We start from the raw sequence: 13,876 nt of genomic DNA on the forward strand, positions 1-13,876 counted from the left end.
TTAATCGTTTTTTCTAACTATTTTTCATTTTGAAAGCGCTATCTAAAGGGTGTTTTATTATTTCTTTTTATTATTGAATTCTCAAATATTAAAGAAATTTTAGTAAGCATACCTGTATAATTAATTGAAATGGCTGCCAATGCACCTCGTAATAGGAACACTAGTCATAAAGTTGAAGAGTCTTACCTAATATCCGTTTGTCATCCATACAATACGTTGGAAGGCATTTACTTTTCCTACATTGATAAGTCGTAAACTGCAAGATTAAGACGTTATCCAGATTATTTGATAAATGAATAATGTATTCCGTAACATAAGACATTGCAGTGTGTTTGCTAGGATATCAAAAGATGAATTTATACATAAATACGAATCACCCTTTGGTAGCTGGAAGAGTATAGATGAAAATAACTTTTCATGAAAAATCTTGCCTGTGTACTATGTAATTCAGGTAGGGTTCAGATAACTTTATAGACATTTCAAATAAAAGTCTGCCAACTATACAACATGTTGTCAGACTTTTTGAGTAAAAGATTTGGCTGTTGAACGTTGAAGCCAAAAGCAGATAGCAGAGAAGAGTTGATGCCTAAAATGATTATATTGCTCTGCGTCACACAACTCGAGTGGAATACATAGCATTGTTCGAGTTGTGCATTACTCAGGGTCTTATGGTGGCATTGTTTAGTTACTTTGTCAGTTGCATGAATTCATCCACAACATTCACGCATAATTGGATTGCTTTTTCCGGGAAGTCCGGCTTTGTCAGGCAGGCGTCCAAGTGCTTTAGAGCCAAATCTTCCACAGTCATACGGCCTAATTCTTGTAAGAGGGCGATACAATCGTCCTCCAAATCGCTCCCACATTCTCGTGGATGTGCGTAGATTCCAAGGCTGAACAAGTACCCGATGTGTACAGGAAATTGTAGAAAGGAGTCCTTGTTTGGTGAAAGTACAGTTTCGACTCCTAAAATATAGGATCATATTCGTCAAGCGTGTCACAGTACTCTTCTTTTTTTGCATTGACCATTAAATCATTAAGCTTTTCAACCGGGACCATGCCATTTTTTCGTTATTCGTAAAACTTTGCACTCGCTATGGAATGGTTACATCAATTTGCGTGTCGGTACGTGCTTTAATATGAGAAATGAAGTGAGATTCTAAATACAAAACAGGAGGTTGGCCAATGGATAAGATTATCGATTTACATCTTTCCTTTATGGAGCAGCTGGTAGAAGAGGGAATCGTGTTGCACGTACTTGAACGAGTGGGCATTTCTATCTTGTCTGGGTTCACGGATCAGTCAGAGCTTGTCCAATCGTATTCTCAGATATTTTATTTCAAGCCTGGACAGCGTATTGTCTTATGCGGCATTAATGAGTTGACTTGGAAAGTCCTCTAACATTACTGGCAAGAGGACTCTGAATGTATTATCATACACAACAAACTTGAAAGAAATTTATCTAAGTATGTGAGTGACAGATCCGCGCTTTCAGTAATCATTTTAACAACACACCCTGACAAAAGTGAACAATATAGAATAGTATAAATATCATGTCATTTGAGAGTGGCATCTGGTAATATTAAGAAATAGAGAATATGGCGTGAGAAATCAGATGATAAAGAAAAGTGATTAAAAGATGTGATTTTGGTTTGTGAAGAAGGAGGGGTGACCAATGGACAAGATTATCGATTTGCATCTATCTTTTATGGACCACCTAGTTGAAGAAGGGGATGTACTGCGGGAGTTGGAACGAGAGCGCATTTCTATATTGCCTGGGTTTACAGAACAGGCGGAACTTGTCCGCTCATATTACACAAAGTATTACTCCAAGCCGGGACGACGTATCGTCTTTTGTGGTATTAACCCGGGTAAATATGGGGCAGGGAAAACGGGAGTGCCTTTCATCGACTTCCACGGTATTAGTCGACTGCTACCCGGACATGACCGACAGGAGAAGGAGAGAAGTGCCCAATTCATGCTGTCCATCATTGAGGAATATGGAGCCGGTGAGTTTCAGGACTCTGTATATGTAACCAATCTTTCCTGGTATGGTTTCATGCGTGACGGCAAGAACTTGAATTATTATATTCTACCTCGTCACGTTCGTCATCATTTTATCGAGTCTTTTGTGGAAGAGATGAAAATTGTACAGCCTTCTTTCATTGTCCCTCTCAGTGAAGAAGTGGGAAGAACTCTCCGTCAAATGGTAAAAGACGGCCAACTGGACTACCCGATTGCAGATCGTCTTCCTCATCCTCTTCATGGTTCGTTTCCTACGAATTTGAAGAAATCTCGGATGAGGTATCACAAGTGCATTGAACAGCATACAGGACTGCAACGCAAAGAAATTTACCGCATTGAATGATGAATTACTCTCTAATAAAATCGTATACATATTATATCCTACAGTTCAGACGCAACACTGTGCATGTTGGTATATGTTTATAAGTAAGAGTCTAATAGAGCCCACCTAGAATGTTAGGTGGGCTCTAAAATATGATTTATTAGACTCCCTTAGTACGTAACATTCATCTAGCACAGGATGACTAAGTTAGTGAAAAGTACTTACGCAAGAAACTTTCAGCTTATTTTCAAGTAGGCACTATATAACGCTTATTTTATGAGATAGAGTAACCCTGCCATTGGACTAAAGCTGTCGAATGGCAGGGTATTTGTTTTGGATATAAATAAGGTATTTGTGCACGAATTATGGGATTTGTTTAAACATCCATGTGGTATTCATACATACGTACGTACCTTTTAAAAAATGAATTACTCAAAAGTATACGACAATTTTTCTGAGAGAAGGCTTGCACATCACCTAACCAATGAAGATGAGAAGATCAACCGACTTCTTCTCCTGCGATATTGATTATTGAGGTGGGTTCTTTCCTTGTTTTCGCAATTATTAAACCTATAAAAAATCCTAGGGTACCTGTGATAATCCATCCAGCACCATTTTCAAATAACGGTATGAAATTGAAAACACTGTTAATTGTTTCTGTTGCGATGTTCGCATCCTTTAAAGCATCTAGAATTGCGACAAATCCAGCACCAATTACTGTACCAACATAAACCGATTGATGGCCATCAAACAAGTTATTTGTAAATATCAATACGATTAAAGAAATTGCTAAAGGATATAGTAAAAGCAAAATTGGAGATGCTAGTGTCAAAATAGTAGTAAGTCCAAAGTTTGTAATGACTAGACCTAAAAGAGCAAAGACAATTAACCATTTCTTATAACTGATAGATGGAATGATTCTTTCGAAATACTCTGAAACGGCAGCTAAACAAGCAACATTTGTTGTAATACCAGTTAATAGAATGACGACCCCGATGATATAAATTCCAATTTGTCCAAATAAGGCTATGGCGCTTTGAGCCAACACTTCTCCGCCGTTTTCTTTATATCCAATTAAATTTATGCTAGAAGCACCTATCCAAGCCATGGAAACTTGTAATGCAACCAACCCGACTACTGTAATTAGGCCAGCTTTGATAAATACCTTGGAGATCGCCTTTTCAGATTTAATGCCCAGTGAGCTGATGGACTTAATGAATATACCACCAAATACAAAAGCTGCAAGAACATCCATTGTATAATATCCTTGTGTAAATCCTTTTAAGAAAGGAGCTGTAATATATTCACCATTAGGCTCTCCAAAGACTCCCATAGGTGTTAAAATGGACTTGGCAACTAAAACTACTAATAATACGATAAATATAGGCGTTATTACTTTACCTAATCGGTCTACAAATTTTGTCGTATTCCACGAGAGAATGATGGTAAGTATAATGAATAGCAAAGAGAAAATAAATAAATAGACACCTTTACTCGATTCTGTTTGGACTAATGGATTTATACCAATTTCAAAAACAACAGATGTTGTTCGGGGTATCACATAAATAGGTCCAAGCGTCAAAAAGAGTAGGACGGAAAATACAGTTGCGAATAGAGGATGTACCCTTCCAGCAAGTTTTTCTACTGTCCCTCCTCCGCGTGTTAACGCGATAATTGCAAGAAAGACTAGTCCAACTCCTGTTATTAAGAAGCCGCTCATGGCAATCCAAGTGTTTGTTCCAGCCTCTTGACCAAGCATTGGGGCGAATATGACATTACCTGCCCCTAAGAACATAGCAAAAAGCATAAAACCGATGATGATTATTTTTGAAAATGGTACGTTTGTCTCCATCCTTGTTCCCCCTTAAGTTGTAAATGTAAGCATGCATCGCATATCCCTTTGTACGGTTTACTTATTAATGTTCTTCTTGCTTATTCTCCCCAGTAGAAATGCTGTTGTTCCAATTCCAATTAATGTATTAGTTTTTTTATTGAATACTTGTTTAGCGACAAGATTAAGGTTTTGAGGACGTTCTGCTAATCGACGCATGAAATAGCCGTACCAATCAATGCCGAATGGGACATATGTACAGAAATTATACCCCTCACCCGCAAGTTCGAGCTGCAATTCTTTTCTAAATCCATAGAGCATCTGGAATTCAAATTTATCTTTTGGAATCTTATGTTCTTCTACAAACTTTTTAACATGATTAATGACATGATGATCGTGTGTTGCAATAGATGTGAATTTACCATTTAGCAAGTGGTACTCAATCAGCTTGATATAGTTCTGATCGATTTCTTTTTTGTCTTGAAAAGCTAAGTTCACAGGCTCCTTGTAAGCTCCTTTTACAATACGTAAACGGTAGTCCTTGTACTTTTCAATGTCTGCTTCCGCTTGATAGAAATAGGCTTGAATGACAGTTCCAATATTCGAATAGTCTTTTGAAAGTTCATCGAGCAAATTGAATGAAGGCTGCAAATGACTGTAATCTTCCATGTCAAAATTGATAAATATATTATATCCATTCGCTTTGGCAACGATTTCTCTAAGGTTATTCAAACAAAAGTCATATCCAATATCCAATCCAAGTTGTGTTGGTTTCAGTGAAATATGTGCATCCAAGTTATATTCATGTATCGCTTCTATAACCTCAAGAATCTGTATTTTCGCGTCAATGGCTTCCTGTTTTTCAAAGACAAATTCACCTAGGTTATCAATAGTAACGGATATACCTTTTTGGTTTAATTGATGAACACTTTTAACCATTTCTGGAATAGTTGTACCTGCTACAACTGTTTGGGCACCTAGTTTTAATCCCCAACGTTTTGCACCACTATTTAACACCTTATTTTGTGAAAGCATAATAAAAAAGTCTCTTGTAAAGCCCATTTTCCATTCCTCCAATAACTTAGTGTACACTCATTTTTTTACTCAAGAAGTGCTACTACAACTTCTTTATTTCAATAAAAAACCTTCTCTATAGGGATCTGTTGCATCAATTGAAAACTTATGGATACCCGTTATCCAAGCAGAACCTGTGATTTTGGGAATAATCGCATCAATACCGTTTACAGTGGTATAACCGACGATTTCTCCTTTAAATTTTGAACCAATAATACTCTCTTGGATGATTGGTTCATTTTTATTGAGATTTAAAGTGGCAAGTTTAGCACAGGTACCTGTCCCACAAGGTGATCTATCTACTTGTCCATCACCAAAAACAACTGTGTTTCGGAAATGATTTTTTTTCACTTCCATGGTGAATTCAACAAGGTCAATTGTGTTTATTTCCGGGATTCCCGGGTGCATTATGTTTAATTGCTCATTAGCGGCTTTTCGGATTTCCATTCCAAGTGCGGCTATCTTATCCTGTTCCTCAATGATTAGTTCGAAATTGAATTGTTTCGCATCGACGATGGCAAAAAAGCTTCCACCAAATGCGATGTCCATAGAGATAGTACCAATTCCTTCTATTGAAACGCTTACATTCTTTTTCAAAACAAATGCAGGAACGTTAATGAAAGAAACCTCCTTAACCCGATCATTTTCGTAAGCAATATGGCATTCGACAATTCCTGAAGGGGTATCCAGTAATACTTTTTCTTTTTTTGCTATCAAGCCATTATTGATGGCTACAGTCACTGATGCAATTGTTCCATGACCACACATGTTCAGATAACCGCCACTATCCATAAACATAACTCCCAAATCGCATTCTTCATTGCAAGGATCAGTTAAAATTGCTCCAAACATATTTAAATGCCCTCTTGGCTCATGCATCAGTAATTTTCTTATAGAATCCATTTCAGATTGCATATAAATTTTCTTTTGCATCATAGTATCTCCAACGATTTCTGGAATCCCTTCCATTACAATTCTAGCTGCTTCGCCCATCGTATGGGCATCAATCGTTTCGATATAATTTTTTAGTATGACCACTAGATTCCAATACCTCCCAAATAGATGAATTCGTTACTTCAATAGTCTCTATTTGCAAGATGCGTGCCAACTTGTCGAAATGTGTCTAATGCTTGTATTGCAATTTTTTTTCGTACTCCGTAAAATGAAAAGTGTACAGTATGTTTACAATTGTGTAAATACAACTATGATGCGCAATCATTATTATTGAAAAAGGGTGAGTAAAATAGTTAAAACTCCAAGTAAGCATTTATTTCATTACTTAAATACATTAATTGAAACGAGTTCAGATGCAATAATAATTATTAACACACTAGGGGAAGTAGAGTATTGGAACTCTCAAGCAGAACAAATTTATGATATTCCGTTTACTACCATTAGAAATAAAAAAATTATCAACTTCTTTAAAAAAGAAGACTTAAAAATTTTAGAGATTCTCGAAACAAAAGAAAAGGTTAGTAATGTCTATCATCTACCACGACCGGATAAACACGTATTAATCAGTTCATCTCCAATTTTTGATGACCAAGGAAATTTAATTGGAGCAATTTCAATCGATCAAGATATAACAAGTATTGTAAAACTAAATGACAAGCTAGCCTTAACAACGAATGAATTGCAAAAAATCAAACAGCAATATAACCTGCAAGAACAGATGGGACCGTTATCTGGGATTATTGGAAAGGGTGCCGCTATACAAACTGCAAAAGAGCTAACACATAAAGTAGCTAAAACGGATGCGACCTTACTAATACAAGGGGAAAGTGGAGTAGGTAAAGAACTATTTGCGAAAGGTCTGCATGAAGCTAGCCTTAGAAAAGAGGAACCGTTTATCCCCATTAACTGTGGGGCTATTCCAGAAGCTCTATTTGAAAGCGAATTTTTTGGATATGAAAAAGGTGCTTTTACAGGTGCTAACAAGGACGGTAAAGCTGGAAAAGTGGAAATGGCAGACGGTGGCACATTATTCCTGGATGAGGTCGGGATGTTACCTTTGGATATGCAGGTGAAGTTATTAAGGGTCTTGCAAGAGAGGGAGGTATCACGTATAGGAGGAGTGACTTCAAGAAAAGTTGACATTAGAATTGTAGCAGCAACCAATAGCGACATGGAAAGCATGGTTAAAAAAGGATTATTTCGAGAGGACCTGTTTTATCGGTTGAATGTCGTATCTTTGAACGTACCTCCGCTTCGGGAAAGGCTTGAAGATATTCCGGATTTAGTAGCTAGCTTAGTTCATGAGTTTTCTACGAAATACAATAAACAGCGTCCTAGTCTGTTGAATAGTGCAATGGATACGTTTATAAATTATCAATGGCCAGGTAATATTAGAGAACTGCGTAATATTGTAGAAAGAATGATAATTTTTACTGATAAACCTACTATACATGCAGAGGATTTAATAAATATTATTCCTGTTACCATGAATAATGCAATAAATAAAGAGGGCTTGGCACAGGAGAAAGCCTTACTAGAGTGCGATAGAATTAAAGAAACACTACTGGAAACTTTCGGGAATAAAAGTGCTGCGGCAAAAAAATTGGGTATCTCGAGAGTAAGCCTTTATAATAAAATTAAACAATACAATATCGAGTGAGCACTGTGTACCACACAATTTGGGCGAACGAGTATTCGAAAAAGCGCTGCTTATGCATTACACAAATATCCATTCGCTCTATTTTTTTCGTTAGTTCAGGGTCGGTCTTTTGGAAGCTATAAGATTGACTTACTTAAAAAAATCGAGTCGTTATCCCTTAATGGATGTATTCCTTTGTTCGCCTCACGGAACTCCCTCCTTTTGAAAGCGAGTTCCATGTATAAAGAAAAAGCAAATATAAAACTAAAATGTTAGTTTGGAGATTACGAAGAGTTGAATTGTCGCTGTTATAGTAGATTCACATGTATGAAACTAAAATTTCTAGGTAGACACGTTAGTTTCGAACATAGGCACATTTCTATAAATGATAACCTTAAATTAACTTGTACTTTTCGTATGGCAAATGATCAAGTTTTTGAGTCCACCGTAATCCTGATACTTCAGGTAGTAAATCTCTATGATGACCCCAATTAAGAAGATGTATATCTTGCAATTTTGAATCAGGAAGTGAAGTGATGCTTCTAGCATTATAAGCCGGCTTATGGACATAAATTAATAAGCGCTCTGCTAAATCAATCTCCATTGACCATTCTTCTTCACTTTTGTTTACCGGCCCATGTAATCTTCCAACATAAATTTTAGTATTATTGGAGTCGTTCGTATCGAGCCAATTTTCCTGTGATATTCTTTTTCCTAGCGTTTGAAGGTCTGCTTTACCGATATACAGTAAAACGTCACTTCCGTAAACAGGGTGCTTTCCATAAATTTGATAAATTCCATAATCCCATTCTTCATGATTTAAGGATGGGATATCCGCTAATTTATATGGCCCCTCCCATTGAAGTTGAACTAAATGCGCTTTAGCCACTTGCATCATAATCGACAACCCTTCCTTTATCTAGTAGGTCTAATAAAACTATAGGTGTTTCACGACTCAATACTTTTTAAGTCTGTCTGAAGATACTTGATAATTGCTTTGCCGATTTGAGCAAGGGTCTGTTGACCATCATGGTTATATTCCCAATCTGTCGTCAGTACGGCGATGTTGACGCACCTTTCACCGTTTTCAAAGTAGGCGATGTCGTGTTCGACACCAGGGAGCGTGCCGGTTTTGTTACCGATTATTAGCGTTTCATCGAATATCGGCTGGAAGGCAGGGAGCTTATCGATCAGCTGCTGGTCACGCATGATCGTTTTCAATTGTTGTTTACTTGTCTGTGATAGGTTTTCACTTGCTGGGTCCAGACACATAAGGAAACGGACCATGTCTTTTGCGGTTGCAACATTTTCTAGCCCTTGTGCCAACGCGTCATAGTCCATGAATTTCCGTGTCAGCTGCGAGTGAGTGGCACCGACGTGTTTGAAGAAATTCTGAATGCGCTCAATCCCTACATGCTCAATGACGAGGTTTGCTGCCGAATTATCTGAGACAATGATGGACAAGGTCAAGGCATTCCGCAACGTTATCTGTTCCATATCGCTCATGTACGCTAAAACTCCAGAGCCTCCGACAGGTTCTTCTATTTTCAATAGGGTATCCAAGTCAATCTCTCCTCGGTCCGCTGCCGCAAGACATGCCATGGCGACTGGCACTTTCAAAATGCTGGCGGATCGTTTCACTTCATTCTCTCGTATAGCAATCACCCCGTCAGGTGTAGTTGCGTAAATCGAGACGTCTCCCGTTGTTTCATAAGCGATTCTGTCTAGTTCTTCTTTTAATTGTACGTAATCCATATCATTCACCTGCCCAGTAGAATGTGAAACTGTTATTAAATCTCATTCGGTTGCTGAAGTCTGAATTGCAACTTATTTTTCGTTTTAATCGTAGCATCAGGCAGCTGAAAAAGCTCTACCTTTTTTGGGGAATTTAAGAGTGCAACTGGATTACTTGCAAGTCTTATTTGTAATCATTTAATAATCTAGAGACACTACTGTATTACAGCGCAGCTAGGCAGGTATTATAACAGTTTTGAGTGAACGTATACCCGCTTCATTTATAGTTATATCAGTACTTCACGAGAGGGTTATTACACTGACTCCATGCTGAATAATATGCTAAACTGAAGTTATATTTTGCGGGTGATTTAGGAATGAGATAGGTAAGGGGACTGTATCTTTTACAGCGTCTTTTTTATGACTGTTATATATACGTGTATTGAGTATTTCGGAATGAGTACCAGAACGGTGTGGAAATAACGGTAAAATACATAGTACGCAGAATGACTGAATTTAACGAGAGAAAGGAGGAAAGCCTCATGGCGATTATTAACGTTTCTCAGCGTGTGATTTCAAACTATCAAACCATCACTTCCGCAATACAGGCAGCTCTGCCAGGAGATACAGTGGAAATTGATGAGGGCATCTACCATGAGTATTTGGACATCGATAAGCCACTTACCCTCAGAAGTTTAAATGGGGATGCTCGTTCGGTCTGTATAACAGGCGGTGTTCATATTGTATTAATCGATGTAGTGCATATTGAATCGATCACTGTTGGAAGCGGCCCTGCACCGATTGAGTGCGGACTTCATATTGAGTCAGGGCAGTTAACTCTACATCACTGCCTCTTCTCTGAGATTCAAGGAATTGCTATGCGAGTTGGTGCGTCTGCAAAAGTATCAGCAGAGCATACGATATTTAAAAAGAATATTCATGGTATCGAAGTGTCTGGTCGTATGTCTCTGTTCGATTGTATCGTAGAAGAAACAATCGATAAGGCACAGCTTACTGTGCGCGATGGAGGGGAAGTCGCACTAAACGATTGTGGAATTTTAAGTGGTCAGGAAGAAGGGATTAGCCTGACTGGTGGCAGTCGATGCACGATTACGAAGAGTTCCATCATTGGAAATAGTGGAGCGCAAATTTGTTTGGAAAAAGATAGCTTTTTAGATTTAGAACAGACGAATTTCTATATGGGGAAGGCACAGGGGATTTTTTCTGACCATTCAAAAGGAGTCATGAAAAACTGTGCCTTTAACATGCAAGATCTCGCTCATGTAGAACTTGCAAATGGATCGCATTTTGAAATAGTAGCCAGTACGTTAGAAAATGGGGAATCCGAGGGAATGACCATCAAAGGCTCTTCTGTTGAAATCTCAGATTCGATGTTTAAAGGCCAAAAAGGTGATCAGTTGACCTGTATTGAGAAAAGCAATGTTTCGGTTAAACGAACGCAGTTTCTTTCAGGGAAAGAACGAGGGATCGTTTGCATGAATTCAATTTGTACAGTCACTGAATCTGAGGTGAAGTACAACCAGATGACGCAGCTGACTGCATCTAGTCAAAGTAATTTAACAATCCTTGGTTGTGAAATTGAAAATGGGAAAAGCATCGGAATTTATTCAGCTGGCAGTCAAGTGAAGATATCTGATTCGCAGGTCAGCCATCACGGTGATATACAGATTTTTGCTACTGAACAATCAGAACTAATCGTTTCAGCAACTGAAGTCAAGAGTGGAAAAAGTGCTGGTGTGTCCGCGAAAGAATCTACAATGGAAATTGCTAACTGTATCCTCATTGGTCACAAAGGGTCGAACATCTTACTGAGTTCTGATGCGAAGGCAGAAATAACAGACTGCAGGATTTCAAATGGAGAGAAGAATGGAGTACTTGCAGGTCCTGGCGTAATTGTTTCACTGGAACGGACGGTTTTGTTCAATCATAAGAGACAGCAAGTAAGTGCAACGAAGTCTGCCGAAGTTTACCTGACGGAATGCGAACTCTATGATGGCAACTCATCTGGGGTGTTGTTGAGTGAGGTGCGACGAACTGAAGTGACGGATACTAGAGTCCACGGACATCGTGAAGACCAAATCGTCATGCAGGATTGCTCTACCTCTATCTTCAAATCAATGCAGGTGATGAACGGAGCGAAGGCGGGATTAATGCTGGAGAAATCAGCACCTGTACTTGAAGATTGCCGCTTCGCCAACAATCGTGCGGGGGATTTGAAAAGGCTAGATGATAGCAAACCGGTGCTGAAAAACACTGAATTGTTGATACCTACGGTGGCTAGTCGACAAGATAGAAATTCTAGAGTAGGAGCACTGACAGAACAGACTGAAAGACAAGTAGTCTTTAGCAATCCAGAAATGTTGGACATTTTAATGAGCGAACTGGATGAGTTCATTGGTCTTGAAAACGTAAAAGACAAAATGCGCGATATGATGAATCTAGTGGAGATCAACCACTTTAAATCGGAACGTGGATTGAAAACCATTGAGTTGACAGCACCTCATATGATCTTTCAAGGAAATCCAGGCACTGGGAAAACAACGATTGCACGACTCATGGGCGGATTTTTTAAGTGGCTAGGTCTGTTGAAGAAAGGGCATCTTGTTGAAGTGAAACGAGAGGACCTTGTAGGAACACACGTAGGGAGTTCTGAGGAATTAACGAAGTTGAAGATAAAAGAGGCGATGGGCGGGGTCCTCTTCATTGACGAGGCTTATTCTCTAACAGCAGGAAAGAACTCAAGCAACGATTTCGGAAAAAAGGTAATCGACACATTGCTTCCAGCAATGGAAAATCATCGTGGGGAATTTGTTGTAATTGCAGCAGGTTATACAGAGGAAATGGATAGCTTCTTAAACTCCAATCCAGGATTGAAAGATCGTTTTACTGAGAAAATCCACTTCCAGGATTATACGCCTGATGAGCTGATGCAACTCTTCTTAAACAAATGTGAAGGAAGTTATTCGATAACAGATGCTGCCAAGAAGGCTCTGAACAATGAGTTCATTGTACGATATCGCAAGCGTGACGAGACATTCAGTAATGCCCGGATGGTGCGCACGCTTTACGACCAGATTGGGGTAGCCCAGTCCTTAAGGATCTCGAAGTCCCCGCGTGAGCAATGGACTGAAGAGTTATTGACGGTTTTTGAAGAAGAAGACGTTCTTCAAGTAGTGAAAGAGCGTGATGTAAAGAGTTACGAAATTCCGATTGATGAGGAACTGCTCGAAAAGAAAAGAGCGGAACTCCATCAGTTTATTGGTCTTAAGACAGTAAAAGCTGAAATTGATGAAATGATTGAACTGATGAGGTATTACAAAAGAGAAAACCACTCAGCCGAAAAGCTGATGAACCATACATTGCTAATTGGAAAACCTGGGACAGGCAAAACAGAGATTGCCCGCGTGCTTGCTGGCATCTACCAAGCGCTTGGATTACTCGAAAGAGGCGAACTGATTGAAGTGGATCGAAGCGATTTAGTCGGTACACATATTGGCGAAACAGAAAAGCGTACAGCTGACCAGATTGAGCAGGCGATGGGCAGTGCGCTGTTCATCGACGAAGCTTACACCTTAGAAGGTAGTAGCGAGAATGACTACGGAAAAAAAGCGTTGGAAGTGCTGCTGAAGCAGATGTCCGATCGACAGGGTGAGTTCTTGCTGATTGCAGCAGGCTACGAAAAAGAAATGGATCGCTTCTTGGACAGCAACGCAGGGCTACGCCGTCGCTTCGGGCTAACTTTACATTTTGAAGATTATACTCCAGAAGAACTGATGAAGATTACGGAGCTCTACATTCAAGGATATGACATTACGGCGGAAGCGAAGGAAGCGCTAGTTCGACATTACCAGGACATCTATGAAAGAAGGGACGAAACCTTTGGTAATGCGGGTCTATCTAAGAAGATGGCGAAAGAAATGACCCGAAAAGTCGACTACCGCCTGGCAGTGGGGAGCAGCAACCAGTCGAGTGATGTATTGAAAAAAGAAATTACTATAGATGATTTGGTTTTATTGGAGAGCTGAATGGTTTCGAGTGAAAGATTTTAAAAGTACCTGTACATGAAACTTTCGTGTTTGTGTAAAAATTCACGTTTGTTTCGCGAACAGGTACTTTTCAAAGTAGAATTCAACAGTGTTGATACAAAACACTCAAAGTTTTCATCAATAAAAACTCAACTGTTTACTCTGTAAGTAGGGCTAGCCTTTAATTTTTCCTAATGCTGTTTTGCTCTTCACTATAGGTTATAATCTAAAAAAACGAGTCTCGTCAAATGGAT

General features: G+C 39.0%; 10 protein-coding genes. 4 read left to right on the top strand and 6 right to left on the bottom strand.

The features are described 5' to 3' along the window. Window positions 1–685: 685 nt before the first annotated feature. A complete protein-coding gene (locus N693_RS20310; RefSeq protein ID WP_156028950.1) occupies window positions 686–850 on the bottom strand; it encodes a hypothetical protein in 165 nt (54 codons plus the stop codon). Between the two features lie 332 nt (window positions 851–1,182). Here N693_RS20310 and N693_RS0116235 point away from each other — a divergent pair, with 332 nt between their 5' ends. Together N693_RS0116235 and N693_RS0116240 are read left to right on the top strand one after the other, a co-directional pair. Continuing rightward, window positions 1,183–1,398, top strand: a complete 216-nt coding sequence (locus tag N693_RS0116235; RefSeq protein WP_025785883.1) for a hypothetical protein — start codon at window positions 1,183–1,185, stop codon at window positions 1,396–1,398. A gap of 274 nt (window positions 1,399–1,672) precedes the next feature. Then, a complete protein-coding gene (locus N693_RS0116240) occupies window positions 1,673–2,365 on the top strand; it encodes a uracil-DNA glycosylase family protein (RefSeq protein WP_025785884.1) in 693 nt (230 codons plus the stop codon). A gap of 478 nt (window positions 2,366–2,843) precedes the next feature. Here the strand turns inward: N693_RS0116240 and brnQ are convergent, their stop codons facing one another. The 3 genes from brnQ to N693_RS0116255 all read right to left on the bottom strand — a co-directional run bounded on the left by brnQ (window position 2,844) and on the right by N693_RS0116255 (window position 6,287). Next, window positions 2,844–4,196 (bottom strand): branched-chain amino acid transport system II carrier protein, encoded by a 1,353-nt coding sequence (gene brnQ, locus N693_RS0116245; protein WP_025785885.1) that lies wholly within the window; start codon window positions 4,194–4,196, stop codon window positions 2,844–2,846. A gap of 57 nt (window positions 4,197–4,253) precedes the next feature. Next, window positions 4,254–5,237, bottom strand: coding sequence for a proline dehydrogenase family protein (locus tag N693_RS0116250; protein ID WP_025785886.1), 984 nt, complete (start codon window positions 5,235–5,237; stop codon window positions 4,254–4,256). 66 nt (window positions 5,238–5,303) lie between these two features. Beyond that, window positions 5,304–6,287, bottom strand: a complete 984-nt coding sequence (locus tag N693_RS0116255) for a proline racemase family protein (protein WP_025785887.1) — start codon at window positions 6,285–6,287, stop codon at window positions 5,304–5,306. Window positions 6,288–6,483: 196 nt separating this feature from the next. On the opposite strand from N693_RS0116255, the gene N693_RS0116260 reads away from it, so the two are divergent. Beyond that, window positions 6,484–7,863, top strand: coding sequence for a sigma-54-dependent Fis family transcriptional regulator (locus N693_RS0116260; RefSeq protein WP_025785888.1), 1,380 nt, complete (start codon window positions 6,484–6,486; stop codon window positions 7,861–7,863). 373 nt (window positions 7,864–8,236) lie between these two features. Here the strand turns inward: N693_RS0116260 and N693_RS0116265 are convergent, their stop codons facing one another. Together N693_RS0116265 and N693_RS0116270 are read right to left on the bottom strand one after the other, a co-directional pair. After that, entirely contained in the window at window positions 8,237–8,740 is a 504-nt protein-coding gene (locus N693_RS0116265) for a hypothetical protein (RefSeq protein WP_253271213.1), read from the bottom strand. Window positions 8,741–8,790: 50 nt separating this feature from the next. Beyond that, window positions 8,791–9,597 (bottom strand): serine hydrolase, encoded by an 807-nt coding sequence (locus N693_RS0116270; RefSeq protein ID WP_025785890.1) that lies wholly within the window; start codon window positions 9,595–9,597, stop codon window positions 8,791–8,793. A 521-nt stretch (window positions 9,598–10,118) separates the two neighbouring features. On the opposite strand from N693_RS0116270, the gene N693_RS19760 reads away from it, so the two are divergent. After that, the gene (locus tag N693_RS19760; protein WP_025785891.1) at window positions 10,119–13,622 is read left to right on the top strand and encodes a right-handed parallel beta-helix repeat-containing protein; all 3,504 of its coding nucleotides are present in this window, start codon (window positions 10,119–10,121) and stop codon (window positions 13,620–13,622) included. The last annotated feature ends 254 nt before the right edge of the window (window positions 13,623–13,876 follow it).

It is taken from the genome of Sporosarcina sp. D27 (genome assembly GCF_000586555.1).
Lineage (GTDB): Bacteria > Bacillota > Bacilli > Bacillales_A > Planococcaceae > Sporosarcina.